This is a genomic window from Rhodococcus sp. G6(2025), from assembly GCF_058628105.1.
In genome coordinates this window covers 2,898,656-2,917,493 of the sequence record NZ_CP179750.1, presented here as the reverse complement: position 1 = coordinate 2,917,493, position 18,838 = coordinate 2,898,656, and the positions used below count along the sequence as shown (strand labels likewise).

The 18,838-nt window shown below is 68.4% G+C and carries 17 protein-coding genes and 1 riboswitch; of the genes, 5 read left to right on the top strand and 12 right to left on the bottom strand.

The features are described from left to right. Nucleotides 1–36 precede the first annotated feature (36 nt). Complete coding sequence (locus ACLIVD_RS13205) at nt 37–1,317, top strand: D-alanyl-D-alanine carboxypeptidase family protein (protein WP_283333028.1); 1,281 nt, start codon at nt 37–39, stop codon at nt 1,315–1,317. Nucleotides 1,318–1,335: 18 nt separating this feature from the next. Here the strand turns inward: ACLIVD_RS13205 and yhjD are convergent, their stop codons facing one another. The 5 genes from yhjD to ACLIVD_RS13180 form a co-directional block, all read right to left on the bottom strand. Next, on the bottom strand, nt 1,336–2,358 hold the full coding sequence (gene yhjD / locus ACLIVD_RS13200; RefSeq protein WP_283333060.1) for an inner membrane protein YhjD: 1,023 nt from the start codon (nt 2,356–2,358) through the stop codon (nt 1,336–1,338). 5 nt (nt 2,359–2,363) lie between these two features. Beyond that, a complete protein-coding gene (trpS, locus tag ACLIVD_RS13195; protein ID WP_011598206.1) occupies nt 2,364–3,398 on the bottom strand; it encodes a tryptophan--tRNA ligase in 1,035 nt (344 codons plus the stop codon). Nucleotides 3,399–3,450: 52 nt separating this feature from the next. After that, on the bottom strand, nt 3,451–4,257 hold the full coding sequence (locus ACLIVD_RS13190) for an exodeoxyribonuclease III (RefSeq protein ID WP_491932565.1): 807 nt from the start codon (nt 4,255–4,257) through the stop codon (nt 3,451–3,453). Between the two features lie 35 nt (nt 4,258–4,292). After that, nucleotides 4,293–5,516: an MFS transporter gene (locus tag ACLIVD_RS13185; RefSeq protein WP_280782696.1), complete on the bottom strand. Its 1,224-nt coding sequence runs from the start codon at nt 5,514–5,516 to the stop codon at nt 4,293–4,295. 198 nt (nt 5,517–5,714) lie between these two features. Further along, nucleotides 5,715–6,938: an NADP-dependent isocitrate dehydrogenase gene (locus ACLIVD_RS13180; RefSeq protein ID WP_280782695.1), complete on the bottom strand. Its 1,224-nt coding sequence runs from the start codon at nt 6,936–6,938 to the stop codon at nt 5,715–5,717. Nucleotides 6,939–7,211: 273 nt separating this feature from the next. Next, nucleotides 7,212–7,332, top strand: a riboswitch (SAM riboswitch). A gap of 118 nt (nt 7,333–7,450) precedes the next feature. Between ACLIVD_RS13180 and ACLIVD_RS13175 the strand changes: the two genes are divergently transcribed. Further along, the gene (locus ACLIVD_RS13175) at nt 7,451–8,734 is read left to right on the top strand and encodes a bifunctional o-acetylhomoserine/o-acetylserine sulfhydrylase (RefSeq protein ID WP_105420521.1); all 1,284 of its coding nucleotides are present in this window, start codon (nt 7,451–7,453) and stop codon (nt 8,732–8,734) included. Next, on the top strand, nt 8,731–9,855 hold the full coding sequence (gene metX / locus ACLIVD_RS13170) for a homoserine O-acetyltransferase MetX (RefSeq protein ID WP_280782693.1): 1,125 nt from the start codon (nt 8,731–8,733) through the stop codon (nt 9,853–9,855). The genes ACLIVD_RS13175 and metX overlap by 4 nt, the downstream gene beginning before the upstream one ends. A gap of 31 nt (nt 9,856–9,886) precedes the next feature. On the opposite strand, the gene ACLIVD_RS13165 is transcribed toward metX, so the two are convergent. The 3 genes from ACLIVD_RS13165 to ACLIVD_RS13155 are packed head-to-tail and all read right to left on the bottom strand — an operon-like array spanning nt 9,887 to nt 11,672. Further along, complete coding sequence (locus ACLIVD_RS13165; RefSeq protein WP_005239865.1) at nt 9,887–10,171, bottom strand: DUF3017 domain-containing protein; 285 nt, start codon at nt 10,169–10,171, stop codon at nt 9,887–9,889. Nucleotide 10,172: 1 nt separating this feature from the next. Then, nucleotides 10,173–11,033 carry a bifunctional methylenetetrahydrofolate dehydrogenase/methenyltetrahydrofolate cyclohydrolase gene (locus ACLIVD_RS13160; protein ID WP_198602216.1) on the bottom strand — a complete coding sequence of 287 codons (861 nt, stop codon included), beginning with the start codon at nt 11,031–11,033 and terminating at the stop codon, nt 10,173–10,175. A 33-nt stretch (nt 11,034–11,066) separates the two neighbouring features. After that, nucleotides 11,067–11,672, bottom strand: a complete 606-nt coding sequence (locus tag ACLIVD_RS13155) for a pentapeptide repeat-containing protein (protein WP_280782692.1) — start codon at nt 11,670–11,672, stop codon at nt 11,067–11,069. Nucleotides 11,673–11,715: 43 nt separating this feature from the next. Here ACLIVD_RS13155 and ACLIVD_RS13150 point away from each other — a divergent pair, with 43 nt between their 5' ends. After that, a complete protein-coding gene (locus ACLIVD_RS13150; protein WP_025432262.1) occupies nt 11,716–12,183 on the top strand; it encodes a tRNA (cytidine(34)-2'-O)-methyltransferase in 468 nt (155 codons plus the stop codon). Here ACLIVD_RS13150 and ACLIVD_RS13145 read toward each other — a convergent pair. Then, nucleotides 12,164–13,108: a LysR family transcriptional regulator gene (locus tag ACLIVD_RS13145; RefSeq protein WP_491932564.1), complete on the bottom strand. Its 945-nt coding sequence runs from the start codon at nt 13,106–13,108 to the stop codon at nt 12,164–12,166. The genes ACLIVD_RS13150 and ACLIVD_RS13145 overlap by 20 nt on opposite strands. Before the next feature lie 89 nt (nt 13,109–13,197). Between ACLIVD_RS13145 and ACLIVD_RS13140 the strand changes: the two genes are divergently transcribed. Continuing rightward, the gene (locus ACLIVD_RS13140) at nt 13,198–14,247 is read left to right on the top strand and encodes a TDT family transporter (protein ID WP_283333026.1); all 1,050 of its coding nucleotides are present in this window, start codon (nt 13,198–13,200) and stop codon (nt 14,245–14,247) included. 21 nt (nt 14,248–14,268) lie between these two features. Here the strand turns inward: ACLIVD_RS13140 and ACLIVD_RS13135 are convergent, their stop codons facing one another. The 3 genes from ACLIVD_RS13135 to ACLIVD_RS13125 are packed head-to-tail and all read right to left on the bottom strand — an operon-like array spanning nt 14,269 to nt 18,745. Continuing rightward, on the bottom strand, nt 14,269–14,577 hold the full coding sequence (locus ACLIVD_RS13135) for a rhodanese-like domain-containing protein (protein WP_005257071.1): 309 nt from the start codon (nt 14,575–14,577) through the stop codon (nt 14,269–14,271). Then, nucleotides 14,574–15,467 carry a DUF4349 domain-containing protein gene (locus ACLIVD_RS13130; RefSeq protein WP_280782689.1) on the bottom strand — a complete coding sequence of 298 codons (894 nt, stop codon included), beginning with the start codon at nt 15,465–15,467 and terminating at the stop codon, nt 14,574–14,576. The genes ACLIVD_RS13135 and ACLIVD_RS13130 overlap by 4 nt, the downstream gene beginning before the upstream one ends. A 23-nt stretch (nt 15,468–15,490) precedes the next feature. Then, the gene (locus ACLIVD_RS13125) at nt 15,491–18,745 is read right to left on the bottom strand and encodes an error-prone DNA polymerase (RefSeq protein ID WP_283333025.1); all 3,255 of its coding nucleotides are present in this window, start codon (nt 18,743–18,745) and stop codon (nt 15,491–15,493) included. Between the last annotated feature and the right edge of the window lie 93 nt (nt 18,746–18,838).

Below are 18,838 nucleotides of genomic sequence, written 5' to 3'. Positions count from 1 at the left end.
GTCGCATACGCTGCCTCTTCGATGATGTGGCGTCGAGTGTGTACCGCGGTCGTGTCCGGAACCCTGCTGGCCGGACTCTCGGTGAGTGCTGCCGGGGCGATTCCGCCCGCGGCGCCCTCCTCCCCCACCTCCACACCGTTCGCCACCCCGAACACCGACAACTGCCCCAACCGGTCGGCCCCCGCGCCTGCGATCGACCTGTCGGAGGTACCCCAGCCGGGTGATCCGACACCGAGCGCCGTATCGGTGCCCGAAGAGCCGGTGGGCGGACCGAAGCTGGCCGAGTGCGGGGTGATCCTTCCCGACGAGGCGCCGGCGCTGCCCGCCGACATCGCGGCGTCCGGCTGGGTGGTCGCGGACATCGACACCGGAGCCGTGCTCGCGGCGAAGGACCCGCACGGCCGCTACCGGCCCGCGAGCACCATCAAGATGCTGCTGGCTCTCGTGGCGCTGGGCGAACTGGATCTCGACAAGACCGTGACCGCCACCGCGGAGGACGCCGCGGTGGAGGGCAGCGCCGTCGGGATCGGCAAGAACGGTCAGTACACGAACCGGCAGCTGATGCAGGGCCTGGTGATGGCCTCGGGGAACGACGCCGCCCACCTCCTCGCCCGGCAACTCGGCGGCGACGCCGCCACGGTCGACAAGATGAACCACCTCGCCGACACCCTCGGCGCGCACGACACGAGGACCGCGACCCCGTCGGGGCTCGACGGCCCCGGCATGAGCAGCTCCCCATTCGACCTCGCGCTCATCTTCCACACCGCGATGAAGAACCCGACGTTCGCGGAGCTGATCTCCACCGAGACGGTGCAGTTCCCGGGTTTCCCGAAGGATCCGGCGATTCCGGACGATCAGGACCGGCCCCCGTTCGCACTGGCCAACGACAATCAGCTGCTCTACAACTACGACGGCGCACTGGGCGGCAAGACCGGGTTCACCGACGACGCCCGCCACACCTATGTCGGCGGCGCCGATCACGACGGTCGCCGCCTGATGGTGACGTTGATGGGCGCCGAAGCCCAGCCGATCCGGCCGTGGGAGCAGGCGGCACGACTGCTGGATTACGGTTTCGCCCTCGACCGCGACGCCCAGGTGGGATCCCTCGAGGACCTGCATCCGGCCGACACCGGTTCCGCCGCGGTACTTGCCGCACCGCCGCAACAGGATTCGGCCGCCGCGACGAGTTCCGTCGTCGCGTCGGGTTCCGACCACCCCGACAACACACTCGCCCTGCGGGCAGGTGTCGGGATCGTGGGGGCGGCCGTCGTCCTCATGCTGGTGCTCTGCGCGCGTCGGCTGTCCCGCAGGCGCTGACGAAAACCGGCGCCCGGCTCAGCGCTTGCTGCGGGTCAACAGTCCGGACAACCCGAGCGCCGCGGCGGCGCCCACACCCACCAGGGCGAGTCCTCCACGCACACCCGGCCCCTCGTGCACCTCGATCCGGGGGTTGATGACGGCCGGATCCGGCGGCGGCACAAAGGCGAGCGCGAGGCTGGCGCGGGTGGTCGCGGCCCACGCCGTCGAGAAGAGCAGCATCCGGCACGTCAGGTAGATGAACACGAGCAGACCGATGATCGGACCGAACGCCACACCGGCGGGACCCGCGGTGACCGCCGAGAGGTAGATGGCACCGACCTGCTTGAAGATCTCGAACACCACGGCCGCGAGCAGCGCCGCCTTGAGCGCACTGCGGAACGTGACGGGTTCGCGGGGCAGTCGGGCGATCACCCAGGCGAACACCGCCCACGTCGCGAGAAGCGACACCACGGTCGACAGTGCGCGCAACCCGGCGTCGATCCCGGGAACGTCGTCGAGGTTCAGCACCTCGACCACCGTTCGGGCCACGGGACCGCTACTCAGCGCGGAGGATCCGAGGGAGACCACCATCGCCAGACCCAGCCCGAGCAGCGCGGCCGCGTCGCCCAGCTTGGTACGCACGAATCCCTTCGACTCGCGCTGGCTCTCCCACATCGCCGTCAGCGCGTCGCGCAGGTTCGCCATCCACCCGAGTCCCGCGTACGCGGCACCGAGCAGACCGAGAACACCCACGCTGGCACGGGACGCGATCGCCGAATCGATGACCGTGTTGAGCGTGTCACCCAGACTTCCGGGAACGTTCTTGGTGATGCTGTCCTGCAGCTCCTGCAGCAACTCCGGCTGCCCGGCGAGGACGAAACCCGCGATGGCGAACGCGACCATCAGGATCGGAATCAGTGCGAGCACACTGAAATACGTGATTCCCGCCGCGTAGTAGTCGCCCTTCTGCTGCTGGTACCGCTCTGCGGCCCGCATCAGATGGTCGAACCAGGGGCGCGCTGCCCGCTGCCTGTCGAGAAAACTCGGTTCGTCAGCCACAGTGCTCATCCCTTCGGTGTCAGAAACCCAACCTTCTCGTACACGGCCGCCAGAGTCTGCGACGACACCTCGCGGGCGCGGTGAGCACCGGCGGCGATGATCCGATCGAGTTCTGCCTCGTCCGAGAGGTACCCTTCCACCTTCGCTTTCAACGGTGTCACGAACTCGGCCAGGACATCTGCCGTATCGGTTTTCAGGTCGCCGTACCCCTTGCCCTCGTACCCGGCCACCAACGTCTCGACCGGAGTCCCGGACAGCGCGGACTGGATGGTGAGCAGGTTGCTCACACCGGGCTTGGCCTGCGGGTCGTAGCGAATCTCCCGCTCGTTGTCGGTGACCGCGGACTTGATCTTCTTCGCCGACACCTTGGGGTCGTCGAGAAGGTTGATCAGTCCGGCGGGGCTCGGACCGGACTTGCTCATCTTCGACGTCGGATCCTGCAGGTCGTAGATCTTGGCGGTGCCCTTGATGATCTGGGCCTCGGGAATGACGAACGCCTTCCCGAACCGGGTGTTGAACCGCTGGGCGAGATCGCGGGACAGTTCGAGATGCTGACGCTGGTCCTCGCCGACGGGGACCCGCTGCGGCCGGTAGAGCAGGATGTCGGCAGCCATCAGCACCGGATACGTGAACAGGCCGACGCTCGCGTTCTCACTGCCCTGTTTGGCCGACTTGTCCTTGAACTGCGTCATCCGGCTCGCTTCACCGAAACCGGTGATGCAGTTCAGGACCCACGCCAGCTGCGCGTGCTCGGGCACCTGGCTCTGCACGAACAGCGTGGCGCGGTCGGGGTCGATTCCGAGCGCCAGCAGCTGCGCCGCCGCGATCTTCGTGCGACGGCGCAGCTCCTTCGGGTCCTGCGCCACCGTGATCGCGTGGAGGTCGGGGATGAAGTAGAACGCGTCGAAGTCGTCCTGCAGAGGCACCCACTGCTGCAGAGCACCCAGGAAGTTGCCGAGGTGGAACGAGTCGGCGGTGGGCTGGATGCCGGAGAGCACCCGCGGTTTCGCGGTGGGTTTCTGAGCTGCAGGGGTCGACATGAGTACTGATCTTTTCACGTGCGCCGTGACGACACGAATCAGATACCGGCCGTCACCGGTACTGGACGGTGACCGGCGCGTGATCGGACCACCGCTGGTCGTAGGTTTCGGCGCGCTCGACGACGGCCTGCTTGGCCCGCTCAGCCAGTTCCCGGGTGGCGATCTGGTAGTCGATGCGCCAGCCGGAGTCGTTGTCGAACGCCTTCCCGCGGTACGACCACCAGGAGTACGGCCCGGCGATGTCGGGATTGAGCTGCCGGACCACGTCGGTCCAGTGCGCGTCCTCGGCGAACAGGGCGCCGAGCCACTCCCGCTCGTTCGGGAGGAAACCGGAGTTCTTCTTGTTGGTCTTCCAGTTCTTCAGGTCGAGTTCGGTGTGGGCGATGTTCCAGTCGCCGCAGACCACGACGTGCCTGCCTGCCGCGACGGCAGCCGCTGCGGTGTCGGTGAGGTACCGGGCGAAGGAGTCCATGAATCGCTCCTTCTCCTCCTGCCGCGGTGTCTGGGCCTCCCCGGAGGGCAGGTACAGGCTCGCGACGGTCAGGTCGTCGAAGTCGGCCTCGAGGTAGCGGCCCGCGGTCGCGAACTCGTCGTCACCGTGGCCGACGCGGAAGGCGTCGGCAGGTTTCCGGGACAGGATCGCGACGCCGTTGCGTCCCTTCGACGACGGCTCCGCGGACACCAGGTTCCATCCACCCTCCAGAGCGGGCGCGAGCGTCTCGGCGAGCTGCTCGTCGGACGCCCGCGTCTCCTGCAGACACACGACGTCGGCCTCTGTGCGCTCGATCCACTCGGTGAGCCCCTTGCGGGCGGCGGCGCGAACGCCGTTGACATTGACGGTGGTGATGATATGTGGCACGGCAAGCACCGTAGCGGACGCGTACGACAGCGCGGCTACCGAGACGAACGGGCGCTGCGGCGTTCCATCGCGACCGCCACGGTGAGGACCACGAGACCCGCCACGGCCAGCAGCGCACCGACCGCGGCGGGCGCCGTGTAGCCGTAGCCGGCCGCGATCACGACACCACCGATCCACGCCCCGAACGCGTTCGCGATGTTGAGGGCCGCGTGGTTGAGCGAGGCGGCGAGGGTCTGGGCGTCCGCGGCGACGTCCATCAGCCGGGTCTGCAACCCGGGAACCATCGACGCACCCGCCGCACCGACGAAGAACACCAGCAGCAGCGCCGTGTACGGGTTGTGGGAGGCGATCACGAAGACGCCGAGCAACACCCCGAGCGCCGTCATCGATACGAACAGGCCGGGAATCAGCGCCCGGTCGGCGAGTCGGCCGCCGATCAGATTGCCCGCGACCATGCCCAGCCCGTAGATCATCAGGGCCAGCGGCACCAGCGACCGCGACAGGCCGGCGACGTCGGTGAGCGTCGTGCTGATGTACGTGTAGACGGCGAACATGCCACCGAACCCGACCATGCCGATGATCAGCGTCATCCACACCTGCGCGCGGCGCAGGGCACCGAGTTCGGTGAGGGGATTCGACATCCGCATGGCGGCGAGCGCGGGCACCCACGACCAGATCGCGCCCAGTGTCACCACACCGATCACGGCCACGAGCGCGAAGGCGCTGCGCCAGCCGAGCGTCTGGCCCAGCCACGACGCGACGGGAACGCCGACGACGTTGGCCACCGACAGTCCCATCATCACGAGAGCGACCGCCCTGGCTCGCTGGCCGCGGTCCGCGAGGTGCGCCGCCACGAGGGCCGCGACACCGAAGTAGGCGCCGTGCGGCAGGCCCGCCACGAACCGCGCGGCCATCAGCACGCCGTAGTTCGGCGCGAACACCGTGGCGGCGTTGCCGATCGTGAACGCCGCCATCAACGCGATCAGCAGCGTCTTACGGGGCACCCGCGCGGTCAACGCCGCGATGAGTGGCGCGCCGACGACCACACCCAGCGCATACGCCGAGATGACGTGCCCGGCCGTCGGCTCGGTGATCCCGAGACTCGACGCCATCTCGGGCAGTAGCCCCATCGCCACGAACTCGGTGGTCCCGATCCCGAAGCCACCGAGCGCGAGCGCGATCATGGCGAGCTTGCGGACGGACGGATGTTGGGCGATGACACCGAGGTGCTCGGGGCGGACGGGGGTGGAAGTGCTCACAGAAGGACTTTCGACTAGGCGGGGAGACGGCTACGCGGCGCACGGCGCCTCGTTGCGCAACGACCCACATCGAAATTCTCTTCCCCGGATTCCGCTTTTCGCGCCGCGAGCGACCGTGAGATGACTCACCCGGCCCGGAAACGCCGAACGGGACGCCCCGTGAGGGGACGTCCCGCTCGTAACGCTGTGGCTCGGTGCCTACTGCTCGGCGATGGCCTTCTGGAGGTTGATGTCCAGCGCACCGAGGAACTCCTCGGTGGTCAGGTAGCCCTGGTCGCCGCCGACCAGCATCGCGAGGTCCTTGGTCATCTGGCCACCCTCGACGGTCTTGATGACCACGTCTTCGAGCTTCTGGGCGAAGCCGATGACGTCGGGGGTGTTGTCCAGCTTGCCGCGGTGCTCGAGTCCACGGGTCCACGCGAAGATCGACGCGATGGGGTTGGTGGACGTCGGCTTGCCCTGCTGGTGCTGACGGAAGTGACGCGTCACGGTGCCGTGTGCGGCCTCGGCCTCACACGTCTTTCCGTCCGGGGTCAGCAGCACGGAGGTCATGAGGCCGAGCGATCCGAAGCCCTGCGCGACGGTGTCGGACTGGACGTCGCCGTCGTAGTTCTTGCAGGCCCAGACGTAGCCGCCCTCCCACTTGAGCGCCGACGCGACCATGTCGTCGATGAGACGGTGCTCGTAGGTGAGTCCTGCCGCGTCGAACTCCGACTTGAACTCGGTCTCGTAGACGTGCTGGAAGATGTCCTTGAACGCGCCGTCGTACGCCTTGAGGATGGTGTTCTTGGTCGACAGGTACACCGGGTAGTTCTGCTGCAGGCCGTAGTTGAGCGAGGCGCGCGCGAAGTCCTCGATGGACTTGGTGAAGTTGTACTGACCCTGGACGACGCCGCCGCCCTCGGGGAAGTTCACCAGCTCGTGCTCGATCGGCTCGCTGCCGTCCTCGGGCGTGTAGGTGATCATCACCTTGCCGGGACCGGGGACCTTGAAGTCGGTGGCGCGGTACTGGTCGCCGAAGGCGTGACGGCCGATGATGATCGGCTTGGTCCAGCCCGGAACCAGTCGCGGAACGTTGGAGATGATGATCGGCGCGCGGAAGATCGTCCCACCGAGGATGTTGCGGATGGTGCCGTTGGGCGACCGCCACATCTTCTTGAGACCGAACTCCTCGACGCGTGCCTCGTCCGGGGTGATGGTCGCGCACTTGACGCCGACGCCGTGCTTCTTGATGGCGTTGGCCGCGTCGACGGTCACCTGGTCGTCGGTCTCGTCCCGGTGTTCGATGCCGAGGTCGTAGTACTCGAGATTCACATCCAGGTAAGGATGGATCAGTTTGTCTTTGATGAACTGCCAGATAATGCGTGTCATCTCGTCGCCGTCGAGTTCGACGACGGTGCCCTCAACCTTGATTTTGGACATGGGTGCTTCGCGTCCTCCTAGGAAGTTTCCCTGGTTACACGGTTGCGGTCGCACTTTGTGAGTGGGTCCGCGAACGGTTCGCTTTTCAAACGTAGACGGTCAAGGCGGCCGCTGGGAGACCGCACGTAAACAAGACAAGCGTACTGCTATGCGCCACGCTCGCAACACGTGGGGCACGGAGGTCGTCCCTACTCGCGGGTAACTTTTCCCTGCTAGTGGCCCTGATCGGTGCCGTTTCCGGTCGTTCCACCCCAGCCGCTAAGATTCACTCCAGGTCATGAGTGCCAGCAACGAGCCCCGGCTAGCTGGCCGGCAACCCTCCACCGCGGTGGGGTGCCCCGGGTGATGACCTGGTTCCCTGATTCATACAACAGTCGGGTGACAAGCGCGGGTCCGACATCGGAGGTTCATGATGTGTTGTTGTTGTCGTAGATAGAGCACCAGACAAGCCCTGTGCGCGAACGAACCAGCAACTCCGTCGCGCCTCGTCAGACCACTGGAGTAGACAGCACATGACCGAGAACTGGTCGTTCGAGACCAAGCAGATCCACGCCGGGCAGACGTCCGACGCGACCACCAAGGCGCGGGCGCTGCCGATCTACCAGACCACCTCGTACACGTTCGACAGCACCGATCACGCTGCCGCGCTGTTCGGTCTGGCCGAGCCGGGCAACATCTACACCCGCATCATGAACCCCACCCAGGACGCGGTCGAGCAGCGCATCGCCGCCCTCGAAGGCGGCGTCGCCGCCCTGCTGCTGTCCTCCGGACAGGCCGCCGAGACGATCGCGATCCTGAACCTCGCCGAGGCGGGCGACCACATCGTCTCCAGCCCGCGGCTGTACGGCGGCACCTACAACCTCTTCCACTACACGCTGCCCAAGCTCGGCATCGAGGTCTCGTTCGTCGAGGACCCCGACGACCTCGAGCAGTGGAAGGACGCGATCCGGGACAACACGAAGGCGTTCTACGGCGAGACCATCTCCAACCCCCGCAACGACGTCCTCGACCTGCCGGGCATCTCCGGGATCGCCCATCAGCACGGGCTCCCGCTGATCGTCGACAACACGGTGGCCACCCCCTACCTGATCCGCCCCCTCGAGCACGGTGCGGACATCGTGGTGCACTCCGCCACCAAGTACCTCGGTGGCCACGGCACGGCGATCGCCGGTGTCATCGTCGACGGCGGCACGTTCGACTGGACCCAGGGCCGCCACGGCAACTTCACCACCCCGGACCCGAGCTACCACGGCGTCGTCTACTCCGAACTCGGACCGCCTGCCTTCGCCCTCAAGGCGCGCGTGCAGCTGCTCCGCGACCTCGGCTCGGCGATCTCCCCGTTCAACGCGTTCCTCATCGCCCAGGGTCTCGAGACGCTGAGCCTTCGCATGGAACGGCACGTGTCCAACGCGACCGCCGTCGCCCAGTACCTGGAGGCGCGGCCGGAGGTCGTGTCCGTCGGATACGCCGGGCTTCCGTCGTCGCCCTGGCACGACCGGGCGAAGCAGATCGCGCCGCGGGGTGCGGGCGCGATCGTGACGTTCGAACTCGCCGGCGGCATCGACGCGGGCAAGAAGTTCGTCAACGCGCTCACCCTGCACAGTCACGTCGCGAACATCGGCGACGTCCGCTCGCTGGTGATCCACCCGGCGTCCACCACACACTCCCAGCTGACCCCCGAGGAGCAGGCCGCCAGCGGCGTCACCCCCGGACTGGTCCGCCTGGCTGTAGGCATCGAAGGGATCGACGACATCATCGCCGATATCGAGACCGGACTCACGGCGGCGGCATCTTGACCGTGAGCGCTGTACAGAACCTGCCGGTGGCGGACGGACGTCTCGGCACCATCGACATCGGATCGCTCGAGCTCGAGAGCGGAACAGTGATCCCGTCGGTGTCCCTCGCCGTGCAGCGATGGGGTGAGTTGTCCCCGAACCGGGACAACGTGGTGCTCGTCGAGCACGCCCTCACCGGCGACTCGCACGTCACCGGACCCGTCACCGACGAACACCCCTCCCCCGGCTGGTGGACCGGGATGGTCGGTCCGGGTGCGCCGATCGACACCGACGAATGGTGCGTCATCGCGACCAACGTCCTCGGTGGCTGCCGCGGCACCACCGGTCCCGGTTCGATCGCCGAGGACGGGCGCCCGTGGGGCAGCCGTTTCCCGGAGATCTCCATCCGCGACCAGATCGCGGCCGAGAAGAAGTTCACCGACCTGCTGGGCATCGACAAGCTGGCGTCCGTCGTCGGCGGTTCGATGGGCGGAATGCGCGCGCTCGAGTGGGCCGTCACCTACCCGGACCAGGTGGCGTCCGCGCTCGTTCTCGCGGTCGGCGCCCGCGCGACCGCCGACCAGATCGGCACACAGACCACCCAGATCGCGGCCATCACCAGCGACCCCGACTGGCAGGGCGGCGACTATCACGACACCGGCCGGATCCCCCGGGCCGGACTGCGCATCGCCCGCCGGATCGCGCACCTGACCTACCGCAGCGAGGCCGAACTCGACTCCCGGTTCGCGAACTCGCCGCAGGACGGCGAGGACCCGTGGCGCGGCGGCCGGTACGCCGTCGAGAGCTACCTCCAGCACCAGGCCGACAAGCTGGTCGGCAGGTTCGACCCGAGCACATACGTGCTGCTGTCCGAGGCCATGAACCGGCACGACGTGGGCCGCGGTCGCGGTGGCATCGCCGCGGCGCTGGGGACGATCACCGCACCCGTCATCGTGGGCGGCGTCGACTCCGACCGCCTGTACCCGATCCGCCTGCAGGAGGATCTGGCCAACGACATCCCCACCTGCGACGGTCTGCGGGTCCTCAACTCACGGGACGGCCACGACGGGTTCCTCACCGAGGCCGCCGCCGTCGCGAAACTGCTCTCCGAGACGATGCAACTGGCCCGCGCGGGGCGCTGACCCCCGTGCGGGACGACACCCGCTCGGACCGCTAGTCGGTTCCGAGCGGGTCGATCGACACGGCCAGCCACACGATTGCGCCCCCGACGGCCACCAGCGCACCCACGTCGAAAGGCTTGCTGCGCACCGCGAGCAGTCCGACGCGCTCCGACGGCATCATCAACCGGAATACCGCCGCGAGCAGCGTGGCGACGCCGAACACGAACGCGCCTCGTCGCCACCGATCCGCGAGCACGAACACGACGGCCACGACGATGACGACCAGGACTGCGAGCATCGGCAGATTCTTCTTCGCGAACTGCCCCCAGTCGGCCATCTCAGCCGAGAGACGCTGCGACACGCTCGGCCCGCTCCACGACGTTGGTCAGCAGGAAGGCACGGGTGAGCGGCCCGACGCCACCGGGGTTCGGGGACAGGAAGCCGGCGACCTCGGCGACATCCGCCGCCACGTCGCCGCGCAGTCCGTCCGCGGTGCGGCTCACACCCACGTCGAGCACCGCGGCACCGGGCTTGACCATGTCGGCCGTGACCAGACCGGGAACGCCCGCCGCCGCGATCACGATGTCGGCGCGGCGGACCTCCGCTCCGAGGTCTCGCGTACGGGTGTGGCAGAGGGTGACGGTGGCGTTCTCGCTGCGCCGGGTGAATAGCAGACCGATCGGGCGGCCCACGGTGACACCGCGACCGACGACGACGACGTGTGCCCCCTCGATCGGCACCTCGTACCGGCGCAGCAGGTGCAGGATTCCGCGCGGCGTGCACGGCAGCGGCGCTTCCTTGCCCAGCACCAGCCGGCCCAGGTTGACCGGGTGCAGGCCGTCGGCGTCCTTGTCGGGGTCGATGCGCTCGAGGGCGGCGTTCTCGTCGAGCTGCTTCGGCAGCGGGAGCTGCACGATGTAGCCGGTGCAGTCCGGGTTGGCGTTGAGCTCGTCGATGGTGGCGTCGAGCTTCTCCTGCGTGATGTCGCCGGGCAGGTCGCGGCGGATCGAGGTGATCCCGACCTTCGCGCAGTCGTTGTGCTTCCCGCGCACGTAGGCGGCCGACCCCGGGTCGTCCCCCACCAGAACGGTGCCGAGACCGGGCGTGATGCCCTTGTCCTTCAGGGCGCTCACCCGCACCTTCAGGTCTTCGAAAATCTCGTCGCGGGTCGCCTTGCCATCGAGGATCGTTGCAGTCACGTGCCCCATTCTCTCAGGTTCGCCATACACGCGTCAGGTCGGTTCCACCACGAGCCCGTTGGCGGTCGCGTACGCGATGGCCTGGGTGAGTTCGATCTGCGCCTTGTCCAGCGAGACCGCCGTCCACAGGTTCGCGTCGACGTGGGCCCCGCGCAGGTCCGCGCCGTCGAATTTCGCGCCGCCGGTGCGGGCGCCGAACAGATCCGCCGACCGGAGCACGGCGCGCCGGAGGTCCGTGCGGACGAGGTTGGCTTCCCGGAACCGGCAGTCCGTGAAATCGAGTCCGCGCAGGTCGGCACCGCCGAGCGACGCGAGCGTGAAATCGCATTCGTCGAAGACCATCGGGCGCAGCCGGCAGTTGTCGAACTCCGACCCGAGGAAGCTGCAGTTGCGGAACTCGCTGTGCCACAGCGTTGTTCTGGTGAACGAGCACGAGCGGAACGCCGTCTGCACATGATGTGACTCGGCGAGGTCGGCGCCCGTGAAATCGCAGTCGGTGAAGATCACCGACTCGGTGCGGAGTTCACTCAGGTCGGCGTCGCGGAAGTTGCATTTCGTGTAGTGCCGCCGCTGCCAGTTCTGCGCGGGGAGTCGTGCGTCGCCGTAGTCCTCACCCACCACCTCTTCTACCGGATCCATGCGTCCATCATGCCGCCTCGCGGTGTGCCCCTAAGCTGTGCGGGTGTTCCGAGTGATGTTCCACGAACCCCGAATCCCACCCAACACCGGCAACGCCATCCGCATGGTGGCAGGCACCGGGTGCGAACTGCACCTCGTGGGTCCACTCGGATTCGACCTGTCCGAGCCGAAACTCAAACGTGCCGGACTCGACTACCACGACCTGGCGTCGGTGACCGTGCACGAGAACCTGGAGGCGGCCTGGGCTGCGCTGGAGCCTGCGCGGGTGTACGCCTTCACCGCGCACGCCACCGTGTCGTACGCCGACATCGCCTACCAGCCCGGCGACGTTCTGCTGTTCGGTCCCGAACCCACCGGACTGTCGGAGGAGGTGCTGGCCGATCCCCACGTGACGGAGCGGCTCCGGATCCCCATGCTGCCCGGCCGCCGGTCGCTGAACCTGTCGAACGCCGCCGCCCTCGTCACGTACGAGGCGTGGCGCCAGCACGGATTCAGCGGGGCTGCGCTGTAGCTCCGACGGTTGCGGCCCCGACACCCGCGGCCGCGCCGGCACCGAGCGCGATGTCGAGGAAGTCGCGCGCCGCACCCTGAACGCCGCGCACCGGGTCCCAGACGGCGGAGAGCCGCCGCGGAAGCGTCAACCCCTCCACCTGAACGGAGGCGAGGCGGCCATCCGTCAGGTCGGCGGCCACCGCCAGCGAGGACAGCACCGCCGGAGCGTTACCCGCCACGACCGCTGCCTTCACCGCCGTGCACGACGTCAGCTCCAGCAGCGGCGGAACGCACTGCGGCACCGCGTTCTCCAGGGTGGTGCGCGTCCCGGAACCGGACTCACGCTGGATCATCGGCGTCGCGGCGAGTTCGGACACGGGAATCGGTGACCGGCGGACCCATTCGTGCTCCTGCGGCACCACGACCACCAGGTGGTCGCGGCCGATCTCCCGTACCTGCAGTCCAGCCGGAATGTCCGGGCCCTCGACGAACCCGAGATCCGCGTCACCGGACAGCACCCGGGCGGTCACCTCGGACGAGTTGAGCAGCCGCACGTTGGTGACCACGTTCGGGTACTTGCGCCGCATCGCGACGGTCCACCCGGGAACCAGGTACTCGGCGATCGTCATGCTGGCCGCCACCGTCAGCCCGGCCTGCCGTTCGCCGCGCAGCGCCGCGACCCCCGACGCCAGTTCCTCGGCCGTGGCGAGGATGTGACTCGCCCATTCGAGGATGAGCGCGCCTTCCGACGTGGGCCGCACACCGCTGGCACCGCGGCTGAACACCTTGATGCCGAACTGACGCTCGGCCGACCGCACCCGGGCGCTGACCGCCTGCTGGCTGAGCCCGTGTTCACGCCCCGCCGCCCCCATGCTGCCGAGCCGCTCGACGGACAGCAGGACGTCGAGGGCACTGAGTTCGGGTACTCGGGGAGACAGCGGCACAACCCAAGGCTAGTCCCACAAACGCGATTTGTGGGTATTCAACGACAAGCCTTCTACCGGCCACGACGATGCGTCGGCAAGCTCTAGGTATGACCCCGAATTGGTTCGCAGCAGTGATGGGCACCGGCATCGTCGCAGTCGTCGCCGCGGCATTTCCGGCAGGCGGTCCGGTGGCCCGGACGGTCGCCGAGATCTTCTGGCTGATCGCCGCGACGCTGCTCGTGGTGCTGACGACCGCACTGGTGCGGCACTGGATCCGTCGCCGCGACGACGCACTCGCGGAGGCGCGCAGCCACACGATGTTCCCGTTCTACGGCGCCGTGTCGATGGCGGTGCTGACGGTCGGGGCCGGCACCGGATCCGCGGGCCGCGCACTTCTCGGTGGTGTCGCTGTCGCCGCGTCGGCCACCCTGTGGACGATCGGGACCGTCATCGGGCTCGTCACATACGTGGTGATGGCGCGCCGACTGGCCCGGCCTCACCAGGTGACTCCGGTGCCGTCCTGGCTCATGCCCGTCGTGCCGCCGATGGTGTCGGCCGCCACCGGTGCCGCGCTGGTCCAGCGCCTCCCGGAAGGCGCGGCCCAGATCGCGATGCTCGCGCTCTGCTACACGCTGTTCGCGCTGGCGCTGAGCGCCGCATTGACCGTCGCCGTCGTCGTCGGACGCCATCTGCTGAGCAACGGGCTCCCCGACACCCCGCTCGTGCCCACCCTGTGGATTCCGCTCGGCGTGATCGGCCAGTCGGTGGCGGCGATCAATCTGCTCGGCGGGGCATCCGGCCACGCCTGGCTCCACGCGGTGGGCGTGGTCTACGGGACCACCATTGGCGCACTCGGCGTCCTCGCCCTCGTGACGCTGGTCACGGTGACCGCCAAGGCCTTTCGCCGCGGGCTGGGGTTCACGCCCGGCTGGTGGAGTTTCACGTTCCCCGTCGGCACCTGCGCGCTGGGTGCGAACTCGCTCGGCGTCGCACTGGACTCGGTGGTGATCGTCGGCGCCGGCGTGACCCTGTGGTGCGCGCTGGTCCTGATCTGGAGCACCGTTGCGGTCCGCACACTGAGGCACGCCGCCGGGCAACGGGGTGGGCGCGTGGTCCGCGACGATTCCGCGGCGCACGCCCTCAGCGCGGTCCGCTGACCGGAATGGTGCCCCGGGGTGTCACGCGCCCGACTCGACGGGGCGTCCGGACTGCATCCACGCGGACGTCCCGCCCGCGACCGACACGGCGTTGATCCCCCGCGCGTTCAGGTACTCCGCCGCCTGCAGGCTCCGGCCGCCCACCCCGCAGATCACGTAGACGACCTCGGCTTCCGGGATCTCGTCCACGCGCGCGACGAACTCACTGAGCGGAATCAGCGTCACACCCGGCACCCGTGCCTGGGCGTACTCGTCGGCCTCGCGCACATCGATGACGGGGGCACCGGACGCCAACGCGCCGTCCAGGGCATTCAGGTCGACTTCGATCATTGCGTCTTCGCCTCTTCTCGTTCCGGCGCCGGGCCCGGCGGTGGGCCGGCCGGCCTGTTGTACATCCGGCGCAGACGGTACGCGCCGTACACGACCAGTGCGATGACGGCCACGAAACCGAACCAGGGAATCAGCGCCCCCACGACCACGGCACCGCCCTTGATCGCAGACAGCAGGGCGTGCCAGCCCGCGACGAGCCCTTCCCAGAAGTTGTCCGGACCGGGACTGGGCTGCTCGGCATCCGTGGTGGTGACGTCGATCATGAGCGTCGCCAGTGCCACCTGGTCGCTCAGCGACCGCTTCTGGGCGGTGAGGCTGTCCAGTTCGCCCTGACGCTCCGACAACGCCCTCTCGGCCTCGATCAGATCCGCGGTGTTCGCCGCCGACGTGATGAGCCCCTGCAGCCGGGTGACGGACGCCGTCAACGCGCCGATCCGGGCGTCGAGATCCTGCGACTGCATCGTCACGTCGCTCTTCGTGACGCTGACGCTGGTGACCTTGCCCAGTTCCCGCAGATCGTCCAACGTCCGGGTGAGCGAGTCGGCGGGCACCCGGATGGTCAGGGAACTGCTCGCATCCTGGTCGTCGGAGCCCGGCTGTTCGGTGAGCTGGTCGACGCGTCCGCCCAGATCGTCGACCTTGTCCACGATCTGCCTGCCGACCGCCACCGGGTCGTCCGCCGTGAGCGCGACCTGACCGGTGATGATCTCCTGGCGGTCGGTGGGCGCCTGGTCCTTCGCGGGTTGCTGTACTGCGCCACCGATTTCCATCTGGCTCGAGTCCCCGGGTGTCGGGGCGGGCGACGGTTGGGAGGAATCGCTGCCGGAACCACCACACCCCGCGAGCGCCAGCGAAGCCACGACGATCGCCGACAAGACGTATCTCCTCATGTCCGAATGCTAGCGGTGCCGGCTCACCTGAAGTCCCTGGATTTGGCGGACACCCGCAAATCCATCAGCTGCAGCCGATCCGCCACCACCGTCACCGCCCCCTCCGCGTTCTGCACCTTGCCGCGGACCAGCAATGCGGGCGCCGTGTTGGCGAGCTTGCGGTACTTCGCCCACAACCCCACCGAACACACCACGTTGACCATCCCGGTCTCGTCCTCGAGGTTGATGAACGTGACCCCCGCGGCCGTCGCCGGGCGCTGCCGGTGGGTAACCGCCCCACCCACCAGAACCCGGTCGCCGTCGGGGACATCGAGCAGGTGCGCCGCCGGGATCACCCCCAGCGCGTCGAGTTGCGGGCGCAGGAACTGGGTGGGGTACGTGTCCGGTGACACCCCGGTGGCCCACACGTCCGCCGCGGCCAGTTCGAGATCGCTCATCCCCGGCAGGGTCGGCGCGCGGGTGGATGCCCCGATCCCCGGCAGCCGGTCGCGGCGCTCCCCCGCCGCGGCGCCCGCCGCCCACAACGCCTCCCGGCGGGACAACCCGAAACTGTCGAGAGCACCTGCGGTAGCCAGCGATTCGGCTTGCGCCGTGCTCAGTTCCACCCGGCCGGTGAGGTCGAGGAACGACGTGTACGGACCTCCGTCGCCGCGGGATTCGACGATCCGCTCGGCCAGCGCGGTCCCGATGTGCCGCACCTCCCCGAGCCCGAGACGCACCTCCGTTCCGCCCGCCTCGACGGTGGCGTGCGCGAGACTCGCATTGATGTCCGCGCCGTGCACCGGCACCCCGTGCCTGCGGGCGTCGGCCACCAGCGACTGCGGCGAGTAGAAGCCCATCGGCTGCGCCCGCAGCAGACCGGCGCAGAACGCCGCCGGGTGATGGAGCTTGAACCACGACGAATAGAAGACCAGGGCGGCGAAACTCTGCGAATGGCTTTCGGGGAAACCGAAATTCGCGAAGGCGTACAGCTTCTCGTAGATCCGGTCGGCCACGTCGTCACCGATCCCGTGCATCTCCCGCATGCCCTGGTAGAGCCGCCCCCTCAACCGTTCCATCTTCTCGGGCGACCGCTTGGAACCCATGGCCCGGCGGAGCTGGTCGGCCTCGGCCGGGCTGAAACCCGCCACGTCGACCGCCATCTGCATCAACTGCTCCTGGAACAGCGGCACACCCAGCGTCCGCTTCAGTGCCTTCTCCAGGGACGGGTGGTCGTAGGTCACCGGTTCGAGCTTGTTGCGGCGGCGGATATACGGGTGCACCGATCCGCCCTGGATCGGACCGGGACGGATGAGCGCCACCTCCACCACCAGGTCGTAGAAGTTCCGTGGTTTCAGCCTCGGCAGGGTGGCCATCTGGGCCCGTGACTCCACCTGGAAGACCCCCACCGAGTCCGCCCGCTGCAACATCTCGTAGACGGCTTCCTCCGAGAGGTCCAGCTGCGCCAGATCCACCTCGATCCCCTTGTGCTCGGCCACGAGGTCGATCATGTAGTGCAGCGCGGAGAGCATGCCGAGACCCAGCATGTCGAACTTCACCAGACCCACCGCCGCGCAATCGTCCTTGTCCCACTGCAGAACGCTGCGGTTCTCCATGCGCGCCCACTCCACCGGGCACACGTCGGCGATCGGCCGGTCGCAGATCACCATGCCGCCCGAGTGGATGCCGAGGTGCCGCGGAAACCCCTCGATCTGAGCGGCCAGCTCGAGGACGGCGGGCGGAATGTCGGTGCCGACCTCCTTCCCGATGCCGCCCCAGCGACTGACCTGTTTGCTCCACGCGTCCTGCTGCCCCTGCGAGAAACCCAGCGCCCGGGCCATGTCCCGCACCGAGGACTTGCCGCGGTACGTGATGACGTTCGCCACCTGCGCCGCGTACTGGCGTCCGTACTTGGCGTAGACGTGCTGGATGGCCTCCTCCCGCCGATCGGATTCGATGTCGACGTCGATGTCCGGCGGGCCGTCGCGTTCGGGCGAGAGGAAACGTTCGAACAGCAGCTTGTTGCGGACGGGATCCACGTTGGTGATGCCGATGGCGTAACAGACGGCGGAGTTGGCCGCCGAACCCCTTCCCTGGCAGAGAATGTCGTTGTTCTTGCAGAACGACACGATGTCGTGGACCACCAGGAAGTAGCCCGGGAAGTTCAGCCCGGTGATGATGTCCAGTTCGTGCTCGATCTGCCGGTAGGCCTCCGGCCGGGCCGCAGGCGCACCGTAACGTCGGCGGGCTCCGTCCATCGTGAGCTGACGCAGCCAGCTCGCCTCGGTGTGCCCGTCGGGCACGTCGAACGGTGGCAGTTGCGGCGCGATGAGCCGCAGGTCGAACGCACACTCCAGGCCGAGGTCCGCGGCACCGCGGACGGCTTCCGGGTACGCGGCGAAGAGGTGCGCCATCTCCTCACCGGACCGCAGGTGCGCTCCCCCGGCGGGCGCCAGGTGCCCGGCCGCGTCGTCGAGGCTCTGCCGGGCCCGGACGGCGGCCATCGCCATGGCCAGTCTCCGGCGCGGCGGTCCCGCGAAGTGCGCCGCCGTGGACGCGATCACCCGAAGGCCGTGCTGCTGTGCGAGTTCGGCGAGGTCGGCGTTGCGCTCACCGTCCTCCGCGATGCCGTGATGGGTGAGTTCCACCGTGACCCGGTCGGCCCCGAACCGGTCGATCAGCTCCCGCAGCCGGGCGGCCGCGGCGTCCGGGCCACCGTCGGCCAGCGCCTGACGCACATGCCCCTTCCGGCACCCGGTCAGGATCTGCCAGTGCCCCCCGGCCGCGTCGGTGAGACGGTCGAGGTCGTAGCGCAGCTTGCCCTTCTCCCCGCCCGCGAGATGCGCCGCCGCGATTTCCCGGGAGAGCCGCCGGTACCCCTCCTGACCTCGCGCCAGTACCAGCAGATGCGCGTCGTCCAACGTCAGTTCGGACCCGAACACGGTGCGCATGTTCAGTTCCTTCGCCGCCTCCGCGAACCGGACCACACCGTAGAACCCGTCGTGGTCGGTGAGTGCGATGGCCTCGAGACCGAGCCGAACGGCCTCCTCCACCAACTCTTCCGGCGGGGAGGCGCCGTCGAGGAAACTGAACGCCGAATGCGCGTGGAGTTCGGCGTACGGAACGGTGGAGCCGGTGCGCTCCTGCGGGCCCGCCCGGTACTCCCCCCGCTTGCGCGACCACGCGGGGCTGTCGCCGCCGTCGCCCGGGTACAGCGACTCCGGGCTGACCCTCCCCGGCCTGCCCGACAGGACGCGCTCCATCTCGGACCACGTCGGCGGACCGTTTCCCCAACCCATCTGGCACACCTCTTCATGTCGCGCACGTGCCGTGCCGAAACCATGGAAGATGCCGCTGGGGAAGACGCATCATTCGAACGGGAGTTCGAACGC